The organism is Olsenella phocaeensis (assembly GCF_900120385.1).
GTDB lineage: Bacteria > Actinomycetota > Coriobacteriia > Coriobacteriales > Atopobiaceae > Olsenella_I > Olsenella_I phocaeensis.
Genome location: NZ_LT635494.1, coordinates 1454997 through 1477452, shown reverse-complemented (window position 1 = coordinate 1477452; position 22456 = coordinate 1454997). Strand labels below are relative to the sequence as shown.

The 22456-nt window shown below is 66.4% G+C and carries 20 protein-coding genes, 1 tRNA gene and 2 pseudogenes; 10 read left to right on the top strand and 13 right to left on the bottom strand.

All coding sequences use genetic code 11. The annotated features are described in order from the left end of the window. Nucleotides 1-591: 591 nt before the first annotated feature. Both BQ7388_RS07190 and BQ7388_RS07185 read left to right on the top strand, forming a co-directional pair. Nucleotides 592-677, top strand: a tRNA-Leu gene (locus BQ7388_RS07190). A 321-nt stretch (nucleotides 678-998) separates the two neighbouring features. Then, the gene (locus tag BQ7388_RS07185) at nucleotides 999-1391 is read left to right on the top strand and encodes a Lin1244/Lin1753 domain-containing protein (protein ID WP_062530553.1); all 393 of its coding nucleotides are present in this window, start codon (nucleotides 999-1001) and stop codon (nucleotides 1389-1391) included. 488 nt (nucleotides 1392-1879) lie between these two features. Here the strand turns inward: BQ7388_RS07185 and BQ7388_RS07180 are convergent, their stop codons facing one another. The 4 genes and pseudogenes from BQ7388_RS07180 to BQ7388_RS07165 form a co-directional block, all read right to left on the bottom strand. Then, nucleotides 1880-2062, bottom strand: a complete 183-nt coding sequence (locus BQ7388_RS07180; RefSeq protein WP_072500130.1) for a hypothetical protein — start codon at nucleotides 2060-2062, stop codon at nucleotides 1880-1882. Further along, nucleotides 2062-2490: pseudogene (locus BQ7388_RS07175) on the bottom strand (hypothetical protein); the annotation flags it as partial. The pseudogene BQ7388_RS07175 and the gene BQ7388_RS07180, both read right to left, overlap by 1 nt. 49 nt (nucleotides 2491-2539) lie before the next feature. Further along, a complete protein-coding gene (locus BQ7388_RS07170) occupies nucleotides 2540-3037 on the bottom strand; it encodes an OPT/YSL family transporter (RefSeq protein ID WP_072500128.1) in 498 nt (165 codons plus the stop codon). A 536-nt stretch (nucleotides 3038-3573) separates the two neighbouring features. Then, nucleotides 3574-5277 carry an OPT/YSL family transporter gene (locus tag BQ7388_RS07165; protein WP_072500127.1) on the bottom strand — a complete coding sequence of 568 codons (1704 nt, stop codon included), beginning with the start codon at nucleotides 5275-5277 and terminating at the stop codon, nucleotides 3574-3576. 151 nt (nucleotides 5278-5428) lie between these two features. Between BQ7388_RS07165 and BQ7388_RS07160 the strand changes: the two genes are divergently transcribed. Further along, on the top strand, nucleotides 5429-6379 hold the full coding sequence (locus BQ7388_RS07160; protein ID WP_072500126.1) for a type III pantothenate kinase: 951 nt from the start codon (nucleotides 5429-5431) through the stop codon (nucleotides 6377-6379). A gap of 321 nt (nucleotides 6380-6700) precedes the next feature. Here the strand turns inward: BQ7388_RS07160 and BQ7388_RS07155 are convergent, their stop codons facing one another. Together BQ7388_RS07155 and nrdG are read right to left on the bottom strand one after the other, a co-directional pair. After that, on the bottom strand, nucleotides 6701-6937 hold the full coding sequence (locus BQ7388_RS07155) for a hypothetical protein (protein ID WP_072500125.1): 237 nt from the start codon (nucleotides 6935-6937) through the stop codon (nucleotides 6701-6703). A gap of 3 nt (nucleotides 6938-6940) precedes the next feature. Further along, nucleotides 6941-7489, bottom strand: coding sequence for an anaerobic ribonucleoside-triphosphate reductase activating protein (gene nrdG / locus BQ7388_RS07150; protein ID WP_062530561.1), 549 nt, complete (start codon nucleotides 7487-7489; stop codon nucleotides 6941-6943). Nucleotides 7490-8072: 583 nt separating this feature from the next. Between nrdG and BQ7388_RS12030 the strand changes: the two genes are divergently transcribed. From BQ7388_RS12030 to BQ7388_RS07130, 4 genes are all read left to right on the top strand, one after another. Continuing rightward, the gene (locus BQ7388_RS12030) at nucleotides 8073-8291 is read left to right on the top strand and encodes a hypothetical protein (protein WP_129583185.1); all 219 of its coding nucleotides are present in this window, start codon (nucleotides 8073-8075) and stop codon (nucleotides 8289-8291) included. A gap of 218 nt (nucleotides 8292-8509) precedes the next feature. Continuing rightward, nucleotides 8510-8836 (top strand): C39 family peptidase, encoded by a 327-nt coding sequence (locus BQ7388_RS07140; RefSeq protein WP_072500123.1) that lies wholly within the window; start codon nucleotides 8510-8512, stop codon nucleotides 8834-8836. Nucleotides 8837-9262: 426 nt separating this feature from the next. After that, complete coding sequence (locus BQ7388_RS07135) at nucleotides 9263-9988, top strand: response regulator transcription factor (RefSeq protein WP_072500122.1); 726 nt, start codon at nucleotides 9263-9265, stop codon at nucleotides 9986-9988. Then, nucleotides 9985-11361 (top strand): sensor histidine kinase, encoded by a 1377-nt coding sequence (locus BQ7388_RS07130; RefSeq protein WP_072500121.1) that lies wholly within the window; start codon nucleotides 9985-9987, stop codon nucleotides 11359-11361. Before BQ7388_RS07135 ends, BQ7388_RS07130 begins: the two co-directional genes overlap by 4 nt. A gap of 178 nt (nucleotides 11362-11539) precedes the next feature. On the opposite strand, the gene BQ7388_RS07125 is transcribed toward BQ7388_RS07130, so the two are convergent. The 3 genes from BQ7388_RS07125 to nrdD all read right to left on the bottom strand — a co-directional run bounded on the left by BQ7388_RS07125 (nucleotide 11540) and on the right by nrdD (nucleotide 14519). Next, nucleotides 11540-11809 carry a type II toxin-antitoxin system RelE/ParE family toxin gene (locus BQ7388_RS07125; RefSeq protein WP_072500120.1) on the bottom strand — a complete coding sequence of 90 codons (270 nt, stop codon included), beginning with the start codon at nucleotides 11807-11809 and terminating at the stop codon, nucleotides 11540-11542. Further along, nucleotides 11802-12092, bottom strand: coding sequence for a hypothetical protein (locus BQ7388_RS07120; protein ID WP_009278703.1), 291 nt, complete (start codon nucleotides 12090-12092; stop codon nucleotides 11802-11804). Before BQ7388_RS07120 ends, BQ7388_RS07125 begins: the two co-directional genes overlap by 8 nt. 204 nt (nucleotides 12093-12296) lie before the next feature. Next, nucleotides 12297-14519: an anaerobic ribonucleoside-triphosphate reductase gene (gene nrdD / locus BQ7388_RS07115; RefSeq protein ID WP_062530573.1), complete on the bottom strand. Its 2223-nt coding sequence runs from the start codon at nucleotides 14517-14519 to the stop codon at nucleotides 12297-12299. A gap of 485 nt (nucleotides 14520-15004) precedes the next feature. On the opposite strand from nrdD, the gene BQ7388_RS07110 reads away from it, so the two are divergent. Beyond that, a complete protein-coding gene (locus BQ7388_RS07110) occupies nucleotides 15005-16165 on the top strand; it encodes a pyridoxal phosphate-dependent aminotransferase (RefSeq protein WP_072500119.1) in 1161 nt (386 codons plus the stop codon). A 186-nt stretch (nucleotides 16166-16351) separates the two neighbouring features. Then, nucleotides 16352-17152 carry a Cof-type HAD-IIB family hydrolase gene (locus BQ7388_RS07105; RefSeq protein ID WP_009278706.1) on the top strand — a complete coding sequence of 267 codons (801 nt, stop codon included), beginning with the start codon at nucleotides 16352-16354 and terminating at the stop codon, nucleotides 17150-17152. Nucleotides 17153-17481: 329 nt separating this feature from the next. On the opposite strand, the gene BQ7388_RS07100 is transcribed toward BQ7388_RS07105, so the two are convergent. Further along, nucleotides 17482-18420, bottom strand: a complete 939-nt coding sequence (locus BQ7388_RS07100) for an Abi family protein (protein WP_072500118.1) — start codon at nucleotides 18418-18420, stop codon at nucleotides 17482-17484. Between the two features lie 277 nt (nucleotides 18421-18697). Further along, nucleotides 18698-19408, bottom strand: coding sequence for a deoxyribose-phosphate aldolase (gene deoC / locus BQ7388_RS07095; RefSeq protein ID WP_062530578.1), 711 nt, complete (start codon nucleotides 19406-19408; stop codon nucleotides 18698-18700). A 92-nt stretch (nucleotides 19409-19500) separates the two neighbouring features. Here deoC and BQ7388_RS07090 point away from each other — a divergent pair, with 92 nt between their 5' ends. Beyond that, nucleotides 19501-20085, top strand: a complete 585-nt coding sequence (locus BQ7388_RS07090) for a nitroreductase family protein (RefSeq protein ID WP_009278710.1) — start codon at nucleotides 19501-19503, stop codon at nucleotides 20083-20085. A gap of 91 nt (nucleotides 20086-20176) precedes the next feature. On the opposite strand, the gene BQ7388_RS13035 is transcribed toward BQ7388_RS07090, so the two are convergent. Both BQ7388_RS13035 and BQ7388_RS13030 read right to left on the bottom strand, forming a co-directional pair. Further along, a complete protein-coding gene (locus BQ7388_RS13035) occupies nucleotides 20177-21583 on the bottom strand; it encodes an insulinase family protein (protein WP_234946891.1) in 1407 nt (468 codons plus the stop codon). Nucleotides 21584-21723: 140 nt separating this feature from the next. Next, nucleotides 21724-22314: pseudogene (locus tag BQ7388_RS13030) on the bottom strand (insulinase family protein); the annotation flags it as partial. Nucleotides 22315-22456 lie beyond the last annotated feature (142 nt).

Below are 22456 nucleotides of genomic sequence, written 5' to 3'. Positions count from 1 at the left end.
CAAGCGTTTTGGAGCAGTGTCGTTCTGACTGGTAATCCAACAGGGGCTGATGGCAGCGGTCGCATACGACCTGCTAAAGGCACTGATAGCGCGGATAAGGGAAAACCTCAGACGCCAGCCGACCAAGCCCAAGCATCCGAGGTAATCCGAAAGCGGGGCGCCCGCACAGGCCCCGCACCCTTGCAAGCATCCTAGCACAAGGAGGGGACATGAACACATTGATAACCTGCGTCGTTGCCGTCCTGGTAACGGCACTCATAGAGCACCTCCGCAGCAAGCGATAGCAACAAAAACGACCCCGCTGCCACGGGGCCGAACTGACGGAACCACCAAGAGAGAGAAGCCATCATGGAGAAGAATACCACGCAGCGCGAGTACCGCCGACCCATCGCCATGGGCATCGCGAGGGACGCCAACAAGATGAACCAGGTTTTGGAGCAGTGTCGTTCTGACTGGTAATCCAACCCGACGACGGGACGTTCGACACGGTAGAGGTCTTAGACCCATAAAAAATGACATCCGTCACCCCGACTCCTAGCCTGGGTTGCAATGTCATCAACGAACTTATACCACACATCGAGCACATTCATACGGAGCGTGGCGGAACCGGCAGGCGCGCGTGCCCCAGGAGCACGTGGCCCATGGCCGTGCGGGTTCGAGTCCCGCAGCTCCGACCATGAGGCAAGCGCGCGCTGCCCGACCCGGGTGAGTCGCTAAACCGCCCTCGCCAGGAGATCGGCCCCCGCCGCACGGCGTGGGCTTCCCATGCCCCCGGCCCGCACGGGGAGGGGGATTGTTGGCCCGCACGAGCCAGATTGGAGCCGAACGTGGCAGACGAGCAGGAAGAGATCGAGCGGGCGGACGAGGGGGAGACCCCGAAGCCCCGCACCGACTGGAAGGCGTAGTCGCGCAAGTGGGAGGGTCCTCCCCGTACGCGTGGGGATGGCCCCGACTTCATGGAGAGTACGAACGCAGCAAAGAATAGGAGGCGGTGCCGCATGTGCTCAGAGGACCCATCCAGCGCCCCGATGGCCTACTTCTCACACGACGCAAACAGCGCCGGCGACATAAAGTGCCGCCGTCTCATAAGGGTTCTCGGCTACGAGGGCTACGAGCGCTGGTGGCGGGTCTGCGAGCTCATGGCGTCTGCGACGGGACACTGCCTTCCGGTGTCCGAGAGGATAGACGCCGAGATACTGTCCGACGAGCTCCGCTTCGATGGCACCAAGGCGCTCATGTCCTACCTGGAAAGCCTGGCGGACTTCGAGCTCATATCCTCCGACGAGCTTTCGCAGGGTCGTGTCGCGTCCGAGAAGATGATGCGCAACGCCGAGAGGTTCGGGCAGAACCGCAGGAACGGACGCCTCGGCGGAAGGCCCAAGAAGGAATGACCTCCGCCATCGCAAAAAACGTGCCCCCGAGCTACGGAAATCCGTGGCCGGGGGCTTTTTTGTGCGCGTAGTGTGTGGAACCGCCGCCGAGAACTTTTCCCAAATCCGTGGCAGGATTGTGGCAGCTTTCGTGGCAGCAAACGAAAAAGGTCAGGGGACAAGCCCCTGACCTGCGAAAACATGGAGCCAGCTATCGGACTCAAACCGATGGCCCCCGCTTTACGAGGACTATCATCTGGGTTTTGCAAATGCGGATATTGCGGCTGCTCCCCGCGCGTGCGGAGATGCTCCTGTAGCACTGCATCTGCTTGTCGTTGGCGAGCGTGTAGGGCGTGTGGGAGAGCGTCGTGCTGCGCTCGGCGGCGAAGCGGCCGCACCGTCAACGTCGCGGTGACCTCCTTCGGAGTTCTGGCTGCGCTCCTCGAAGAGGGCAGGGGGTTCTATGTTTTCATGGCATTAGTCCGCAGAAGTCAGAGTCGGTTGCGGGGCTAGCCTCTCTTACGTTCCATGTCCTCGCGTATGAGCTGCTTTATGTATCCCGCCTTGTTGGGCTGCTCGTTGAGCCACTCCCAGAGGTTGGTCTCGGCAGGGTAGAAGCGGACAGCTGTCTGCTTTACCTTCTCTTTGTGATACTTCTCGCTTGCCCTCTTTTGGGCTTCCGAGACTGCCATCAGTCCCTGTCCTTCCTGAAGAATACAATGACAAGGTTTGAGAGAAGCGATGCGATGAACATCGTAATAAACAACTTTGTAAGAGCCGGGCATAAATAGCCACCAGAGAGCCGAGCGCAAACCGCCAATCCTGGCCAGATTAAAATCGCCGATGCGCCAGCGTGCGATTGGCCGATTTGCGTCGGCACCCGTCCCTGGACCCTTGCCTTTGCCACCGACGGCACGGCCTCGGCCGAGAGCGTGTCGCAGCCGGCGCCGCGGAAGCTCGGCCCGCGCATGACGAAGACGGACGCCTTGTCGAACATGCGGCCCAGCGCGCAGGGCAGCGTGTCGTCACCGGCGAAGAGCTCGTCCCAGTTGTTGGCGGGCGCGTTGCTGGTGGGGACGGGCGTGTCGGGCGCGTCCTTCTCGTAGCGCTTGTCGACTACGTCGAAGAACGGGTCCNACGCCCCGAGCCATGTCCCGTGTCCTTCTCACCTACGCCATGCTGGCGAAGATCGAGGCGAAGGCGATGATCACGCCCATGACGGACTCTCCGCCCAGCAGGCCGGAGGCCACAACGAGGCCGCTCTCCTGTGCCTTCTCGGCCGCCTCCTGGCGTTCCGCCTCGCTGAGGCCCGCGTTCCTGCGTGCGCTGACCTGCTCGTAGACGATGCGCGCCACGGCACCCAGCGCGGCGGTGACGCTCATATAGAAGGGCAGGTAGACGCCCAGTCCAAGCATCATCGCGGGAAGTCGGGCGAAATAGAGCGCAAGCCCTCCCGCAAGTCCCAGCACGAAGGCCGGTACGCTGGGGATGCCCGACACCATCGTGGCTACGACGGAGGCCTGGGCGCTCACGAACTCCTTGTCCGGCCCGAAGGCGTCCGGACCGTAGGCGCTCACCAGGGCGACCATGACGCCCGCCGCGACGAGCGCCCCCAGGACGCCGCCGATGGCCTGGCCCAGCCACTGGGCGCGGGGGTNTGTCGGCAAAAACCAGCGCAGGTCGCTCAACGGCGCAGTGGCCGCTTGCGCTTGGCCGTGGGTGGCTACATTATTTCGGCTCTACGTGGCGATTATCGCCCGGCTCCAACAACTTGATGTAGTGCATGAGTGACCTCGCAGCTTCGTAGTGGCAACGCTTGTGTGAAAGTTGCCTCCATTATGGAGCGTTGCTGCCGGTTGTTGGTCGGAGGTACCTCACTTCGCGACGCGAGCGGGCGGTTGGGTCGGAGCCTCGGCTTCGTTCGACGCGTGCGCGATACGTAATGGGCGAAGTGGGTGGTTTCTCTCCCGAAAAAGAGATCGAAATCACTCACTTCTCGCTTGCGGCGACGGGCGGACCACTCACTTCGCGACTCTCGTGGCTGTGACATGCCGTGGCGGCAGATGAACCGCCCACATCGCGCCTCCCGCGGCGACGCCGCCGCTCTCCACGGCGACGCCCCACTCCCCAGGCGACACCGCCACAAGAAAGGGGCGCCGCCCGCACGAGCGACGCCCCGAGCCATGTCCCGTGTCCTTCTCACCTACGCCATGCTGGCGAAGATCGAGGCGAAGGCGATGATCACGCCCATGACGGACTCTCCGCCCAGCAGGCCGGAGGCCACAACGAGGCCGCTCTCCTGTGCCTTCTCGGCCGCCTCCTGGCGTTCCGCCTCGCTGAGGCCCGCGTTCCTGCGTGCGCTGACCTGCTCGTAGACGATGCGCGCCACGGCACCCAGCGCGGCGGTGACGCTCATATAGAAGGGCAGGTAGACGCCCAGTCCAAGCATCATCGCGGGAAGTCGGGCGAAATAGAGCGCAAGCCCTCCCGCAAGTCCCAGCACGAAGGCCGGTACGCTGGGGATGCCCGACACCATCGTGGCTACGACGGAGGCCTGGGCGCTCACGAACTCCTTGTCCGGCCCGAAGGCGTCCGGACCGTAGGCGCTCACCAGGGCGACCATGACGCCCGCCGCGACGAGCGCCCCCAGGACGCCGCCGATGGCCTGGCCCAGCCACTGGGCGCGGGGGTCGGTGCCCAGGACGTGTCCTGCCTTGAAGTCGTTCATCACGTCGCCCGCCAGGCCGCAGGCCACGGCCACGACGCCGGCGATGAAGAAGAGCTGCACCTCATGCAGGTGGGCGAAGGCAGAGACCAGCAGCAGCACGATGAGTCCGAAGATCTCCATGGGGTCGATGCCCGTCTGCCCGCAGGACTGGGCGCTCATGATGGTGGTGACGAAGGTCAGCAGCACCACCGCGACGGCCGGGATGGGGCCGAGCTGCAGCCCGAAGCAGACGAGCACGGCGATTGCCGCGGTGGCGAGCCCCAGGATGCCCGCGTCGAGGCGGAGGTTGCCGCTCACGAGCGAGGCCGTCGTGGCCACGTCCTCGCCCTGCGCGTCGCTGGAACCCAGGCCGCGGACGACATTGGCCATCTGGGGCAGGATGTCCTTGACCACTACGGCCACGCCCGATCCCATCATGAGGCCCATGCCCAGGCTCTTCACGATGCCCTGGGCGCTGGCGACGTCCCAGAGGCCGGCGGTGCTTCCGGCCACGACGATGCCGAAGTTGGCGACGACTCCGCCCAGGAGCCACCAGCCCACCGCCACGCCGCCGATCAGGAAGCCGACGGAGAGCATCATGGGCGAGTTGTAGATGCCAAAGGCCACGCCGGGAATGGGCAGCTGCAGCAGCATCGCGGGCACGAGGTGCAGCCCGTCGCGCAGCAGGGCGTAGGCCCCGGCAATGCCCATCGAGCCGAAAAGCTGCCTGCCGGTGCGCCCGCCCGCCTCGGTGGCCCTGAGAGTCTGCGCCGCGGCGTTGCCGGTGGGGAACTCGAGGTTCGCGTCCACGATGAAGTGCCGGTGGATGAGGGCCGTGCAGACGAGGCCCAGGCCCGTGCCGGCAAGCGCCACCAGGAAGATCTGGACCCAGCCGATCTGGCTCGCGAGGCCCAGCATCCAGGCGCCGGGTATGGTGAAGGCGAGGCCGCCGGCCACCATCGCGCCCGCGGACATGATGGTGTGGGTGACGTTGGCCTCGTTGAGGCTGGCGTTTCCAAGCAGCTTGAGGAAGAAGAGCGAGATGACGGCCGCGAAGATGATGGGCCAGGGGAGCGCCCCCAGGCGCAGCGCCGTGTAGACGGAGGAGGCGGTGATGATCGCGCAGCCCACGCAGCCGATGATCGCTCCGCGCAGGGTGAGCTGGCCACGCCACGAGGCGCGGCTGGTGCCGTTGTCCATATGCAGTCCCTTCAGGATATCCGCTCCCCCTGTGCCGACACGCCGGTGCGCGGGCGAGGAGTCGGGTTGCTACGGGCGCCTGCGGGGCCGGACGAGCGCCACAGACTTGCTAGAGTGTAGCGCATGGGTCACGAGCTAAGGAGATGGTCTGATGGGTCAGCGCGGGGGAGGCGGGACGGGGGTCGTCTCGCTTGCCGTGGACGTGGGCAACACGACGAGCTCCTTCGGGCTCTTTGCCGCGTCGGCAGGGGAGACGGACGAGCCCTTGGGAACCTGCGAGCTCACCACCCCGCAAAGTCTCACGGTGGACGAAGCCTGCCTGCAGCTCGGCTCCGTGCTGGAGCTTCTGGGCGGGGGAGAGGGGCTTTGCGGGGGCGTTGCCGCCGGAGCGCTCGTGGGGGGTGCGACCGACGGCGGTGGCGTGGGCGGGGCTGTCGCTGTGTCGTGTGCCGGTGAGGCTGCCGCCCGGACGCGCGTCGCGTCGGTCCTCTCCTGCGTGGTTCCCTCTCTGAGCGACGTCTGGGCCCAGGCCTTGGAACGCAGCCTGGGCGTGCGCCCCCTGGTGGTGGGGCCGGGCCTTCGCACGGGGATGCGCATGGCCTATCGTGACCCCGCCGAGGTGGGGCCCGACCGCATCGCCGATGCCCTCGCGGCGCGTCAGAGCCACGGCTCGCCCGTCGTGGTGGTTGACTTTGGCACGACGATGAACGTCGAGGTCGTGGACGCGTCCGGCGCCTTTGCGGGCGGCGTGATCGCCCCTGGTCTGGCCTTGGGCGCGCGTGCCCTGAAGCAGGCGGCGGCGCGTCTTCCCCAGGTGGAGCTGGAGGTTCCGAGCTCCGTCATAGGCCGCTCCACGCGCGAGGCCATGCAGGCGGGAATCGTGCTGGGGGAGGTCGCTCGTGTCGAGGGCCTGGTCGGCCGCGTGATGGGCGAGCTGGGCTGCGAGCCTACGGTGGTGCTCACGGGCACCCGCGCGGAGGACATGGCGCGCCTTTTGGGAGAGGGGCCGCTGTCCGGGCTTCTGAGCTGCGACCAGACGCTCACGCTGCGGGGGCTGCACCAGCTGCTTCTGGGCCAGGCGCAGAGGCGCGCGCGTAGGTAGGGGCTGCCGCGTGGCATGCGGCTCCTCTCGCCCCAGGGCGGCTCGCCCGACCGGATCGTACAAAGAGTTGTATGTGGTTTTTCTCGCCCGACGGGGTGTATTACAAGGTTAGAAAACATATAAGAGCAGGTAGAAGGCTTGCCGAGAAAGACGATTGTAAGCGAAGGCCACACACAAATTTTGAAATCACCCAAAGTGCGACGCCGACCTGGAAACCGACGACAGCGGGCGGGCGTCACGTCATGCGACCTGCGCAATCGCCGCCGTCTGCGTAGCGGATACCCTCGCCCTCGCACTGGGCACGGCGAGGCACCGGCGCGTCTAGCTGCGGCGCTGGTAGCGCTGCATGAGGTAGGTCTCGGCCCAGATGATGGCAAAGAGCGCGACCGCGAGCACCAGGCGCTGCTGGTCCTCGAGCTGCGGCAGGGCCAAGAAGGCGATGACCGCGGCGACGGCCGCCAGGGCCAGGAGGACGATGAGCCAGGTCAGCGGCTCGCGCGGGTCCAGGCTAGTCAGGGTGTTGAGGAAGGTGGGCCTGCCGAGGTCAGAGATTCTCATGCGCTACTCCATGGTGTGCGTTGCGAAGACGGGGTCGTCCTGCCACGGTACGACCTCGCCTGCGGCGAGCGAGGCGGGGACGTCGATGATTCGCTGGTTGGACGACCCGCGGAAGCGCAGGGTGATGTCGTATAGGTCCTGGACGAAGGGACCATCCACCAGCACGTCGAGGCAGGCGAGGATGCGGTCGGTGTGCTCCGTGTGCTGGGATCCGCCGGGGCGCAGCTGCTCCCAGCTGTGGCCGCTGTACATCCAGATGCCCTTGTCAGGGCGCTCGCGGCGCACGCGCTCGAGGAAGTCGACGAGGCCGGCTTGGTTCTCGGGCTCGGTGGGCTCGCCACCCAGGATGGAGAGTCCATCCACGAAGTCGGGCTCGAGGCTGGCGATGATCTTGTCCTCCGTCGCGCGATCGAAGGTCTTTCCTGCGTTGAAGTCCCAGGCCTCCTCGTTGAAGCAGTGGGGGCAGTGCAGGCGGCAGCCCGAGACGAAGAGCGTGGTGCGCACGCCCGTGCCGTTGGCGATGTCGAAGTACTTGATGGTCGCGTAGTTCATGGGGCTCCCTCGGTCGCGGTGCACCCAGTATAGGCGCTGCACGGCTGGGGCTGGCCTGGCGGCGCCGCTTGCGCGCGCAGACCGCGCATGGTTTGCGCGGGATTCGGAGAAGGGGCAAGCCGCGCATGGTTTGTGCAAGATTCGGAGAATGCGCAGTTCACGGGCGAGAGGCGCGCAGGCTACGGCTGCTTTGCGCACCACGCGAGCCGTGGGACTCCCATGTCGGAGGCTCCGGATGCCGCGGGTTGGCTCATGCGCCGCGCGTGTTGCGGGACGTTCGGCACGGGATTCCGCGCAGCTCTCGCCTTGCCTGCCTTAAGAAAGTCTTTCGCGCTTGGACCCTGGCTCCTTAAGCTGCCCTACCCGTATAAACGCAGGTAGTTGGAACGTTGGCCTGCGGGTGGGGGAGGTCTGGATGTACGCGAGGGCAGGGGGCGCTGTCGTGCGCGAAGCTCGGGGCGGCGATTGGCAGCTGGCACGCAGGGGCTCCACGTGCGGGATGTGGCGCCGGTGCCGGCAGGGCTTCGGGCGCGGGGCGTGGTGCGACCTGCGGAGGCGCCCCGCGCGCAGGACGTGGCGGCCCATGCTCAGGGACCTCGTGCTGGGAGACCCCGCGCTTGTGGAGCGGCTCGTCGCACGTGCGCTCCTTGCCGCCTTGGTCCCGTTGGCTCTCCTTGCCCTGGCGGCGTTCTGGCTTGCCTGGCAGGAGGGGGGCTGCTCCCTGGCGCGACCGCCCGAAGGGACCCCGGCAGAGCTCGTCGAGCTCTACGACCGCAACCCCGAGGCGCCGCTTCGTCCTTGACTACGCGGCGAAGCACGAGCTCGTGCAGCCGGTCGACCTCTCGTCCTTGGTGGGGTCGCGGGAGGTGCCGCTGCTGCTCCAGTGGGACGAGCGCTGGGGCTACCAATGGTATGCCGGCCAGTACCTCGCCCTCTCTGGCTGCGGTCCCACCTGCCTGTCGATGGCGTACGTCTACCTGACGGGAGACCCTTCCTTCTTGCCGCGCGAGGCGGCGGAGTTTGCCACGGCGCACGGCTTCGCGTCGGGCGGACGGCAGCGAGTGGAGCCTCATACCCGAGGGAGGGAGCCTCCTGGGACTCGACGTGACGGAGCTCCCGCTGGACGAGGGTCGCGTGCGCGCCAACCTCGAGGCGGGAAACCCCGTCATCTGCGTCATGGGGCCAGGGGATTTCACGACCACGGGGCACTTCGTCGTCCTTGCGGGTATGGACGGGGACTCGATCGTGGTGCGCGACCCCAACAGCAGGTCCCGGTCCAAGATGCTCTGGAGCTACGAGTGGCTTGCAGGGCAGGTGCAGGCGCTGTGGGCCCTTCGGAACGCGTGACGCGGGGGGGTTGGGCGCAGGCCGTGCGTTGGGTGGCGTCCCGGCTCGCAGGTCATGCGTGGTTTGCGCGGGATTCGGAGAATGCGCAGGTCGCAAGCGAGAGGAGCGCAGTCTATGGCTGGATTGCGCGTCACGCGCGCCATGCAGGCCACGTGCGCCATGCAGCCCCACGCGCGTCGCGCATGCTGCGTTCGTCATGCAGGCCATGCAGCCCACGCGTGCCGCAGGATGCCCGGAACGGGATTCCGCGCGCCCTCGCCTCTCTCGCCCCCCTGCCAGCCTTAAGAAAGTCTTCTGCGTTTGCGTCCTAGCCCCTTAACGCCCCGCTCGCGTATAAAGGTTGCGGGGCACAGGGTCTCCCGCCGGACGGAAGGGCTCCGACCGCAGGAGGGCCCCGCCGCCAGCGACGTACGAGGAAGGAACGACATGCAGCGCATCCTCCTGGTGGACGACGACCACGACATCGTCGGCGCTCTCAGGATCTACCTGAACGATCCCGGCTACGAGCTCCACGCTGCCTACGACGGCAGGCAGGCCGTGGCGGCGGTGAGGGCGGGCATCGAGGCGGGGGAGCCCATCGACCTCGTCCTCCTGGACGTGATGATGCCGGTCATGGACGGCTCCGAGGCCCTGGTGCAGATCCGCCGCCTCACCAACGCTCCCGTGATCATGCTCACCGCCAAGGGAGAGGACGCGGACAAGGTCCTGGGCCTCGACCTGGGGGCGGACGACTACGTGACCAAGCCCTTCGTTCCTGCCGAGCTGCTAGCCCGAGTGCGGAGCGCCCTCAGGCGCTATACGAGGCTGGGTGGCAGCTCCGGCATGGCGGACGGCCCGGCAGGCCCCGACACCCTCGTCCTGGGCGGCATCGAGCTGGACGACGCGGGCAAGCGCGTTACCGTGGACGGCGAGCCCGCGGCGCTGACGCCCAAGGAGTACGACATCTGCCGCTTCCTCATGGCCCGCCAGGGGCACGTGTACAGCCCGGCGCAGATCTACGAGGCGGTGTGGGGCGAGCCGGCCTGCGGCAGCGAGGGCACGGTGGCGGTCCACGTGCGCCACCTCAGGGAGAAGATCGAGATCGACCCCGCCAGCCCACGCTACCTCAGGGTGGTCTGGGGACGCGGCTACATGATGGGAGGCCAGAGATGAGACGCAACGGCATCGAGTCGGCGAACGAGAACGCAGGCGCGATTTGGGTTTGGTCGGCGTGCGTGGTGGGGGCACTCTCGCTCGTCCTTCTCATGCCGCTTCTGCACTACGTCTACCTGACGCTCAACGGATCCGGCTTCACGATGAATGGGGAGCTCGTCTTGCTGGTCACGCTCGACGCGGCGCTCGTGGCGGGTCTGCTTGTCTCGCGGCGTCGCTGGCACATGGAGGATGACATCCGCGTGGCATGGCTCCACCTCTGGCGCTGGGCGCTCGCCTTCTGTGGCATCGTGCTGGGGCTCGTCCTCGGCCTGGCCTCGGAGCTGACGCCCCTGGTGATCTTCGCCTACCTCGTCGCGCTCTCGCTCGCGTTCGTGATGCTCGGCGAGCGCCAGGCGCGCCTGGCGGAGCTGGGGGAGGTCGTCTCTCGCCTGGCGCAGGGCGACTTCGAGGCCCAGGTGGACGTGGGCCAGATGAGGGGGGACCTGGTCGAGATGTCCGAGCGGCTCAACCAGGTGGCTGGCGCCGCATCGGCGGCTGCGGAGGAGCGTGCGCGGGCGCTGCGAGAGGCCCTCGAGGCCGAGCAGGTCAAGACTCGTGCCGAGCGCATGCGCACCGAGCTCATCACCAACGTGAGCCACGACCTCAAGACGCCCCTGACCTCGGTGATCAACTATGCGGACCTGCTCGCGTCCGAGCTCGTCCTCGAGCCTGGCGAGCGAGACGAGCAGAAGCTGGCCGAGTGCGCCGACGTGCTGGGCAGGCAGTCCGCACGGCTCAAGAAGCTCATCGAGGACCTCATCGAGGCCTCCAAGGCACAGACGGGCAACGTCCAGGTCGACCTAGTCTCCATGGACGCGGGCGTGCTCCTCTCGCAGGCACTCGGCGAGTGGGGCGAGAGGATTGAGGGTGCGGGGCTGGAGCTCGTGGACAGGCTGCCCGAGCTGCCCCTTGCGGTGAGGGCGGACGGGCGCCTGATGGGGCGCGTGCTGGACAACCTGCTGGGCAACGTGGCGAAGTACGGGCAGCCGGGGACACGCGTCTACGTCAGCCTCGCCCCAGGGGAGGGCGTCGCGCGCATGAGCCTCAAGAACGTGTCCGCCGCCCCGCTCGACGTGAGCGCCGAGGAGCTGCTGGAGCGCTTCGTGCGCGGTGACTCGTCGCGTACGACCGAGGGCTCGGGCCTGGGGCTCTCCATCGCGCAGAGCCTGATGGAACTCCAGGGCGGCAGCCTTTCTCTGGACGTGGACGCGGACCTCTTCAAGGTGGAGCTCACGCTACCGCTGGATGCGGGTGTCGCTGCCAGCATGGACGCGGACACGGATGATTCCAGGCAGTGCCCTTCCGAGGACGAGGTGACCACCGTGCTGTAGGCGCCGAGGTGCCGGATGGACCGGGAGGTGGGGTGGGAGCCCCTTGGCCCCTGCTCCCCCTCCCGTCTTGTTGGTCCGGCCTTGCCGGGTGCGTGTTGATCGGCCCTGTGGGTCGCCGTCAATCCACGTCGACTTACACCCATTTGTACTTGTGATGTGCCCTTGCGCAGGGTCCTCGTCACCACATGCGGCGTTGGGGGATGATGCCCATGAGCGTTACGGCATCGTCCTTCTCGTCGTATTCGTAGATCAGGTCGAAGGGTGGGAGAGAGCACTTTCTGGTCCCGTCTCCAAATTCGCGGCGGATGGAATCAGGAAGGTCGCTGCTGCCGCTCAGCGGGAACGACTCGACCATCCGCAGGATTCGCTCCAGGCGGCTTGCGAGCCTTGGCGTGTAGATGGTCTCTGCATCATCAATGAACTGTTTCGCGAACAGAAGCCTAGCCATGCCGTGCGAGCCTCTTGTCGAGGGCATCAGAGAATGCCTCCATGCCTTCCACGTAGCGGCCTTCCTCTATGTCTGCCCTCCCGTTCCTCAGGCATGCACGAAGCCTCTCCTCGTATGCGGCTCCTTCCGCCGCCTCCTGCAGCCGCCGCTCGAAGATCTCCTCGCTCATGAGCACGAACGCTCCGTTGCCGTTCTCCGTGATGTGGACCACGTCATGAAGCGCGGCATCCTTGACCTCTCGCTGTCGGGTCTTGAGGGCGGCGGAGGAATAGATGGTTGTCATGCCCTCGCTCCTTTCCTTGGAATAGATACCATATACAGTACTATTTTAGATATCAAAAGAAAGCATCTTGTCTCTGCGCTGCAAAGGGCATCTGACTTGCGAAGTCCACGGTGAAGAAACTCGCGCCGTACCTGGAAGCTTCCAGGCACGGCGCGGGTTGCGAGCGCGCGATGTCATGCGGACTAAAACGTCCGCCCCGGCTGCCTACAGGTGCAGCACGCGGTCCTTGATCTCTTCCGTGCGACCCTGGTTCCAGAACTGCGTGCCGATGTAGCCGCAGGTGCGGCGGGCGACGTTCATCTTGGACTGGTCGCGGTTGTGGCAGTGGGGGCACTCCCACACCAGCTTGCCGTCGTCCTCGACGATCTGGATCTCTCCGTCGTAGCCACAGACCTGGCAGTAATCGCTCTTGGTGTTGAGCTCCGCGTACATGATGTTGTCGTAGATGAACTGCATCACGCGGATGACGGCCTCGAGGTTGTCCTGCATGTTGGGCACCTCGACGTAGCTGATGGCGCCGCCGGGCGAGAGGCGCTGAAACTGGCTCTCGAACTGCAGCTTGGTGAAGGCGTCGATGTCCTCGCGCACGTTCACGTGGTAGGAGTTCGTGATGTAGCCGTGGTCCGTGATGCCCTTCACCTTGCCGAAGCGCTTCTGGAGGCACTTCGAGAACTTGTAGGTGGTGGACTCCAGGGGCGTGCCATAGAGGGAGTAGTCGATGTCCTCGGCTGCCTTCCACTCGGCGCACTTGTCGTTCATCCTCTGCATGACGGCCAGGCCGAAGTCGGTGCCCTCGGGGTCGGTGTGGCTGTGGCCGGTCATGGCCTTGACGCATTCGTAGAGGCCCGCGTAGCCCAGGCTGATGGTGGAGTAGCCGCCGTAGAGCAGCTTGTCGATGCTCTCGCCCTTGTCCAGGCGGGCCAGCGCGCCGTACTGCCAGAGGATGGGCGCGGCGTCAGAGAGCGTGCCGGCGAGGCGGTCGTGACGGCAGCGCAGAGCGGTGTGGCAGAGCTCGAGCCTCTCGTCGAAGATCTGCCAGAAGCATCCCTCGTCGCCCTGGGCCGAGAGAGCCACGTCGGGCAGGTTGATGGTCACGACGCCCTGGTTGAAACGGCCGTAGTACTTGGGTTTGCCAGGCTCCCAGTTCTTGGCGTGGGCGACGTTGTCGTAGCCGTTGCCCGTGCGGTCGGGGGTCAGGAAGCTGCGGCAGCCCATGCAGGTGTAGCAGTCGCCGTTGCCCTCGGTCTCTCCCTTGCTGAGCTTGTACTCGCGCATCTTCTTCTCGGAGATGTAGTCGGGCACCATGCGCTTGGCGGTGCACTTGGCGGCCAGCTTGGTGAGGTAGAAGTACTCACTGCCCTCGCGGACGTTGTCCTCCTCGAGCACGTAGATGAGCTTGGGGAAGGCAGGGGTGATCCACACGCCGGCCTCGTTGCGCACGCCCTGGTAGCGCTGGCGCAGCATCTCCTCGATGCAAAGCGCGAGGTCGTGCTTCTCCTGCTCGTCCCTGGCCTCGTTGAGGTACATGAATACGGTGATGAAGGGCGCCTGGCCGTTGGTGGTCATGAGGGTCACGACCTGGTACTGGATAGTCTGGACGCCGCGCGCGACCTCCTCGCGCAGGCGCCTCTCGACCAGCTGGTCGATCTGCTCGGGCGTGGGGTGGGCGCCGATGGCCTCCATCTCGGCGAAGACCTGGCGGCGGATCTTCTTGCGGCTCACGTCCACGAAAGGCGCGAGGTGGGCGAGCGAGATGGACTGGCCGCCGTACTGGCAGGAGGCCACCTGGGCGATGATCTGCGTGGCGATGTTGCAGGCGGTCGAGAAGCTGTGGGGCTTCTCGATCATGGTGCCACTGATCACGGTGCCGTTCTGGAGCATGTCCTCGAGGTTCACGAGGTCGCAGTTGTGCATGTGCTGTGCGTAGTAGTCCGCGTCGTGGAAGTGGATGATGCCCTCGTTGTGGGCGTCCACGACCTCGCGGGGGAGCAGCTCGCGCATGGCGAGGTCCTTCGACACCTCGCCGGCCATGTAGTCGCGCTGGACGCTGACGACGGAGGGGTTCTTGTTGGAGTTCTCCTGCTTGACCTCCTCGTTGTTGCTCTCGATGAGCGAGAGGATCTTGTCGTCCGTCGTGTTCTTGTGGCGCTTCTGGTTCTGCACGTAGCGGTAGATGATGTACTTGCGGGCCACGGAGAACCTGTCGAGCGCCATGAGCTGGTCCTCGACGAGGTCCTGGACCTCCTCGACGGTCACGGTGTGGCCGGCCTGGCGGCAGGCGTCCTCGACGTTGAGGGAGGCGAAGCGCACCTCGCGGTCGGTGAGGCGCTCGTTGGCGGGCACCTCCGCATTGGCTGCCTTGATGGCGTTCTCGATTTTGCTGAGGTCGAACTGGACCTCGGAGCCGTTGCGCTTGATGATCTTCATTGCTTCCGCCTTCGTCATCGCTGGTTCGCAGCTGGTTGGGCACACCGCCGAGTTATTGGATGCGAGGACAAGACTACCACAACAACTTGGGGCATTTGGTTTACTTTGCCACTAGATATTGTTGATAGTTGGTCGATAAGTCTGTTGATAACTGCCGAGCCCCAGCTCCCGCAATTGGTTCTGATAAAAACATTTAACTAAGGCGAGAGGGGCGTCTGATGAGTTTGTGTACGCCCCCCACCGCTCGTCGACGGCGGGCGGAAGCGCCATCCTTGGGGGAGAGGGGCGGGGTGCCAACACGGCTGGGGCCCAAACGGATTGCGTACCGTGCGTCCTGGGGGCCCAAACGGATTGCGCGTCGTGCATTTGCGCACATCCGCGCATTGTTCGGGCGCCGTCCGTCACACGTCGGCAAAGTTCGCGTGCAAGAATGCTGGCGCCGGGACGTCTCCGGCACCGTGACGGCAATGCGAGGGGAGAGGCGCATGCAGTTCTCTAAGAGGCTCGACCTGTTTGGCAGCGAGGTCTTTGCCACGCTCAACGCGCGTCGTCGCGCCCTCGAGGCGGAGGGCCGGGAGGTCTTCGACCTCTCCGTGGGGACGCCCGACTTCAGGCCGCCCCAGCACGTGGTCGACGCCCTCGTGAGGAGCGCCCAAGACCCGGACAGCTGGAAGTACAGTCTGCACGACAAGCCCGAGCTGACGCGGGCCGTCTGCGACTACTACCGCGACCGCTTCGGCGTGGCGGGCATCGAGCCCGACATGGTGATGAGCTGTCGCGGCACCCAGGAGGGCATGGGCCACGTCTGCGCCGCGCTCGCCGACCCTGGCGACCTGGCGCTCATCCCCGACCCCTGCTACCCCGTCTTCCAGGCGGGCACGCTCCTGGCCGGGGCCGAGCCCTGGTACTACCCGCTCACGGCCGAGCACGACTTTCTGCCCCACGTGGCGGACATCCCCGACGAGGTCGCCGACCGTGCCAAGTACATGGTGGTCTCGCTCCCCGCCAACCCCGTCGGCTCGGTGGGCACGCCCGAGGTCTACCGCGAGGTCATCGACTTCGCCCGCGCCCATGACATCGTCGTGATCCATGACAACGCCTACTCCGACATCGTCTTCGACGGCCCGGCGGGCGGCTGCTTCCTGCAGTACGAGGGCGCGCTCGACGTGGGCGTGGAGTTCCTCTCGCTCTCGAAGTCCTTCAACGTCACCGGGGCACGCCTGAGCTTCCTGGTGGGACGGCCCGACGTCGTGGCGGCGGCGCGCAAGCTCCGCAGCCAGGTCGACTTCGGCATGTTCTTCCCCGAGCAGGACGCGGCGATCGCCGCCCTCAGGGGACCCCGTGACCAGGTGGAGGAACAGCGCCTGCTTTACCAGCAGCGCAGGGACGCGCTCTGCGACGGTCTCGAGGCCATAGGCTGGGAGCGTCCCAACGCGCACGGCACGATGTTCGTCTGGGCGCGCCTGCCCCACGGCCGCGGCGACTCCGTGGCCTTCACCCTGGAGCTCATGGAGCGCTCCGGCGTCATCGTCTGCCCGGGTGCGAGCTTCGGCCCGGCGGGGGAGGGCTACGTGCGCTTCGCGCTGGTCATGCCCCCCGAGCGCATACGCCGGACGGTTGGAGCCATCGCCTCCTCGGGGCTCTAGGCAGGGGAGAGGGGCTGGCGGCGCGCTTTGGTGCCCCTCTCCGTCATGTTTGCATAAAAGGGCGGAAAATTGCTCATATCGTGTCGTTCGTCGAGCGGTCTGGGCCGTTCGTGGCTTGCCCCCTACAATTTTTTGGCCGACTAACATACATGACCGGTCGGCCAAAGACGCTAGGAGCAACGCAAGATGCCACTTTGGAACACACCCGGCAGGGTCAAGGCCGCCTTCTTCGACGCAGACGGCACCCTGCTCTCGTTCAAGACCCACCAGGTTCCCGACTCCGCGCAGATCGCCCTCTCGGAGCTCCGGAAGGCCGGCGTGAAGTGCTTCCTCGCCACGGGTCGTCCCCCCTACCAGGTGGACGAGATCCCCATCGACAACCTGGAGGCCTTCATCCTCCTCAACGGCCAGATGATCGTCACTCGCGATGACGTCCTGCATGCCGAGGCCTTGGACCCCGCCGACGTCGCGACGGTGGTGCAGCAGGTCAGGGACGGCCTCTACGAATGCCTCTTCATGGAGCGCGGCCGCTGCTACGTGAGCGGGCACGATGACAAGGTGCGCGCCGTGGAGGAGGCCGCCGGGCTCAGCTTCGAGGAGGGGGACATCGAGCAGGCCCTCCACAATGAGATCTTCCAGCTCAACATCTTCCTGGCACCCGGTCAGACCGACGTGGTGACCAACGCCACCAGCAACATGCGCCTCACCCGCTGGTCGCCGCACTTCGTGGACGCCTTCCCCCGCCACGGCGGCAAGGCGCGCGCGGTGCGCCGCCTGCTCGACGAGTACGGCATCGCTCCCGACGAGGCGATCTGCTTCGGCGACGGCGGCAACGACCTCGAGATGTTTGGCGTGGTGGGCACCTCGATCGCCATGGGCAACGCCAACGACGATGTTCGCGAGCAGGCCGACTATGTCACCGACGACGTGGACGAGGGCGGCATCTACAATGCCTGCTTCAGGCTGGGACTCGTGACCGAGGCGTAAGGGCACGGTTTCGGCTCCCCTCCGGGAGTGCGCCCGATACTTCTGAGGCGATTGCCCTAGAGCGTTTCTCGCATCGCGGTTCTTCGCGCGGGCGTTGGTGGTCGTGCGCGCGAGAACCTGCAACTCCCTCCGTCGTTGAGCGACGGGAAGCCCATGGAGGGCCTCCCTCGGGCCATCTGAGCCTGTAGTGCCTCGGGTCCAGCACGGACGGCTGCTGCGCAGTCGTGCCATAGGGGCGTCGACTTCCTGCCCTGGTGGTTATCCCCCCGTACGAGCCCGTCAAGGTCGCGTGCGGGGGGGTCTAGCTTCTCCACTTGGTTCGCTTTCATCTAGTTGACGCCCCAACGGCGTGCCAGCTGGTTGCTGAGCTCCGTGAACCCTAGTGGTTCGAGGACGGCTGCAACCTTTTCGTTTCCGTCTATTCCATCCTTAAGACGGTGGACGAGACTCGCGATGTACTCATTGAACTCGGCATCCGTGAGAAACCACTCAAGGTGCCAGACCATGCGCCCGTAGTTGATCTGCTTTCGGCCGCCTACCACGGCGCAGTACAACCGCTCATCATGGGCACATATGTTGCGGAACTTGACGAGGGCCTCGAGTGCCACTCTGACCTTATCGACACTGAGGTACCCGAGGTTACTGCCGACCCTGTTCGTCGACTGGACGATCATCTTGCAGACCGACGCCTTCTCATCAGGTTTCATCAGGTTGAAGAAGCGCTCGATGTTTCCGAAGGTGAGGCCATTGCTCAGGACCCATAGGGGCATGTCGCCATATTCGTCGCGGTAGTGCTTGATGAACTCGGCGTTGCTATTCCGTCGCGTCTTTGACAGGATGCTCACGAGGCCCGATATCTCGTCCGCGTAGCGGGCTGCGTTCATCCCGGCCCGTGCGTATTCGTCGCGCGTGCAGTAACAGTCCTGGAGGAGATAGGCATCTCGGTCCCGGTGGACGTCGGAGAAGCAGTATGCCACAGCCGTCTTGGCGGTCGACTCGGCCCGGATGAGGTAGTGGGACGTCAGCTCCCTCAGGGACCTGTCGAACTCGAACAGGGCATACATGTCGGAGAACTTTGCGTCGCGGACGTACCTGTCGTCGCTTGCGCGTGCTGTCGCGCCGCGATCGATGAACGGGTCCTTGTAGCCGTTCACGACCGAGTAGTACCCTTCCCTCCGCAAAATCGTTGGGGTCTCGGAGTCCGTCTCCATGCCTCGCTTCTCCAGAAGCTCGACCTGCTGCCGTATCGTCAGGAACGGTTTTCCCATTGCTCCTCCAACAAGAGAAAGGCGGCCACCCGTATGGGCAGCCGCCTTCTCGGACGTGGACCCCGTGGGGTCACCACATCAATACCGCTGTCATTACTATACCCGTGCAAAGTTCCGGCAGTGCAAAAATCCACTTTAATTTTTCCGAGTGAGCAAACCCTTGAGCTCGAACGTCGCCTCCTTGCAAGCCATGCCCTAGACCTTCCGTCTGGGATGAGGCCATCCCATGCCACTCTTGTCGCAGCTGGGAACCAGCGCCCCCATGCGCTTGACGTCCCTATAGCTCGAGACACGCTGCGCCGCTGGCATCGAGCCGGCGGTGCAGCTCCTCCATGATGGGGATCCCCGCCGAGCAGCCGATCCTGCGGGCACCGGCTGCCACCAGCGCGAGGAAGGAGTCGGCGTCGCGGATGCCACCCGCCGCCTTGACCTTGACCCTCTCGCCCACGTTGGCCACCATCAGTCGCACGTCCTCCACGGTGGCGCCGCCGCTGCCGAAGCCGGTCGAGGTCTTCACGAAGTCGGGCCCCACCTCTCGCGCGATTTGGCAGAGCGCGAGCTTCTCCTCCAGGCCCAGGTAGCAGTTCTCGAAGATGACCTTGCAGAGGACGCCCGCCTCGTGGCAGGTGGTGACCATCTGCCGCATCTCGTCGGCGACGTAGTCCCACCTGCCCTCTTTGACCTGGGTGAGGTTGACCACGTAGTCTATCTCGCTCGCCCCGGAGGCCAGGGCGTCCTTGGTCTCGAAGACCTTCGCCGCGACGGAGACCTGGCCCAGGGGGAACCCGATCGCCGCTCCTACCCGCACGTCGGTGCCCGCGAGGGCTGAGGCGCAGAGGGCGGACTGCACGGGGTTCACGGCGACCATAGCGAAGTGGTACCTCCTCGCCTCGTCGCAGAGGCGCAGGATGTCCGCTTCGCGGGCGTCTGCGTGGAGGTTGGTGTGGTCCACGAGGCGGCAGAGCTCGTCCAGGGTGTAGCGTGTCATGCGTCTCTCCCTTGTTTCGTCTTGCCGCGCCCGCGGGTGCGGCCCACTTCCACGAGTATGCTCGCAGCAGGGCCAAGGCGAGAGGGGAAGAGATGCGAGCGGACGAGTTCGAGGGGCTGCTGAGGCAGGCGAGGAGCATCCGGAGGTTCGACGGGTCGAGGCCCGTGGGCAGGGAGGGGCTCCTGGGGCTGGTTGCCGCGGCGCGGCTGGCTCCCACCGCAAACAACTCCCAGACGCTGCGCTTCCGCCTGGTGTTCGAGCCGGAGGAGGTCGCGGCGACCTTTGCGACCCATCGCTGGGCGGCCGCCATCAAGGACTGGGACGGTCCTGAGCCGGGCGAGAGGCCCACGGCATACCTCGCCGTCTGTGCGCCGTCAGAGATGGCGGAGCTCCCCATCCGCAACGTCGACGCAGGCATAGCCGCCGAGGCGATCGCGCTCGCCGCGAGCGCCCGCGGCCTGGGAGCCTGCATGATAAAGAGCTATGGTCCCGAGCTCGACCAGGTCCTGGGCCTGGGAGAGAGGGGCCTGGCGTGCCTGCTGCTCGTCGCGGTGGGCTGGCCTGCCGAGGAGGTGCGCCTCGAGGATGCCGATGGGGTCGGCGGACTTGCCTATTGGCATGACGAGGAACGAGTCAACCACGTGCCCAAGCTCTCCGTGGAGGAGCTCTTGGCCTAGGGGTGACCACCGTCGCCGGCGCGTAGCCAAAGGGGCGGGGGCGACCGCTCGCGTGGCCGTCCCCGCCTGCGCCTTGCTTGGTGGCCCGCTCCTAGCCTTCTGCGGCTTCGTTCTCCACCGCCGCGTCCCTTAGGTCGATGACCTGGTCAAATGTGAGGCCCGAGCCTTCGACCTGCTCCTGGGGGCCAAAGACGCAGAGGCTGCGCCTCTCCTCAAGCCCATCCAGGCACGTTGCCATGGAGCGCAGGGTCTCCTGCGTGGTTCCCAGGACCTGCCCGCGCAGCTCCGCGCGCCAGCCCTCGGGGCGGCCCGAGAGGTCCAGGCCGTCCTGCCTGCGGGCGAGCTGGCGGGGCTTCACCGGGTTGTCGTGCGCGGCGACGCAGGACACGACGTAGCCTTCGAGCTCGGTCCGGCTGGCGTCCCAGGAGCGCAGCCAGTCGGCGCTGCTCTCGTAGCGGGCGATGCTGGGGGTGACGGCGGGGTCGCGGTAGGACCAGAACTGCGGGAGCCCGCTGGTGGTGCGGCGGAAGCCGACGCCGTAGGCGCCACCCTTCACGCGCACCTCGTTCCAGAGGTAGTCGAAGCTCAGCGCGCGCGAGGCGACGGCCCAGTTGCCGGGGCCGAAGGCGTCGGCAGCCGAGGGGGCGGCCCCCTCTCCCACGTAGCTCACGTTGGAGGCGATGAGGAAGGCCTCGTCCTGGGCCTTGGGCGCGGGGAGCTCGAGCCTGTGTGCCGCCGCGTCCCCTGCGGGGGAGAGACCCAGGCTGCCGCCCGCCGCCCAGAACGCGTCCAGGTCCGCGCGAGGTCCGGTGAAGCTCACCAGCACCTCGTCGGAGCTGAAGACGCGCCGCGCGACGTCTGCGAGCCGCGCGCAGAGCTCGTCCTTGCGCTCGTCCCAGCTGGCGAGGAGCTCCCTCAGGAAGAGGTAGAGGCCCACGCCACCCAGCGCGTCAGCCGCCGTGGCGGAGCGCGAGTAGTGGGTGGAGAGACGCGCCATCGCGGCGGCGTGCCCGTTGTTCTGGAAGTACTGGGAGAGCGCGATGCGCCTCTGCTGGAGGATGGCCAGGATGCGCTCCTGGTCGTCGAAGAGGGTGGAGCCCCACACCTCGGCGGGGATGGTCGCGGCGTCGGCGACGCGCTCCGAGAGCGAGCTCACCCCCACGACCAGGTAGGGCCTGGCCTCGTCGAGGCTGCCCTGCCACGCGTAGGAGTCGCAGAAGAAGTCCAGGCTGCCCAGCCTGCCCTCCACCAGCGTGTCGAGCTCGGCGGCACTGTGCTCGCGGGTGCCCAGGCGCCCCAGGAGCTCGGCCAGGACGCTCGCGTAGGGAAGTTCGTCCGCCGTCAGGCGGCGCAGGTCGAAGTAGTGGTAGACGTAGTCGATCCGATGCGTGGGGATGCCGTGCCAGACGCAGGGGAGAGGTGCCTCGACGCGCTCCTCGCGTGGCTCGGCGGGGGCCTCGGCGATGTCCGCGACGCCCAGGCGCGGGAGGCGCGCCACGTCGNCATCGCCTGCATGGAGAGGGCCACTCCGTCGGCGTAGTAGCCCCAGTCGCCCTCGCGCAGGTTGAACTCCGCCTGGGCGAGCGACGCCTCGAGGCGCTCCCTGCCGATGCCGTCCCGCACGAGCCTGGCGCAGGTCCCCTCCACGAGCTCGCGGAGCGCCGGCCCGGAGTCGGGCCTGGTTCCCTTGGCGTGGAAGGCGACCTGAGGCTGGAGCTCTCCGTCCACCAGGATGCCCTGGAACTCGTCCGCGAGCCCGCTCTGGAGCACCGCGCGCTTGAGCGGTGCCTCGTTGGAGCCACAGAGGGCGTCGAGCAGGACGTCCGCCGCGAGCACGCGCTCGCGCTGGCCTGCCGTGCCGATGACGTACGAGAGGCCCACGGCGGCGTTGCCGGGGGCGGTGGCCATGCGCACCTTGGCCAGGGCGGGGCGCACGGGCTCCTGCGGCTCGAGCGGGTTGGGGGCGCCGGCGTGGCGGTCCTCGGCGCCGTCGAAGCGCTCGGCGATGAAGGCCAGCTCACGCTCGATGTCCAGGTCGCCGTAGAGCACGGTGTAGCTGTTGGGCAGGGCGTAGTGGCGGGCGTGGGAGTCCAGGAACCCCTCGTAGCTCAGGTCGGGGATGGAGGAGGGGTCGCCGCCGGAGTCGAAGCGGTAGGCGTTGGTGGGGAAGAGCTGGCGGTCGAGGGCCTGGAAGAGGACGTCGTCGGGGTCCGAGGTGGCGCCCCTCATCTCGTTGTAGACGACGCCGTTGTAGGCGAGGCCGCCGTCCTCCGTGGGCTCGAGGTGCCAGCCCTCCTGCTCGAAGATGCGCCTGCGCCTCCAGATGGAGGGGTGCAGGACGGCGTCGAGGTAGACGCCCATGAGGTTCTCG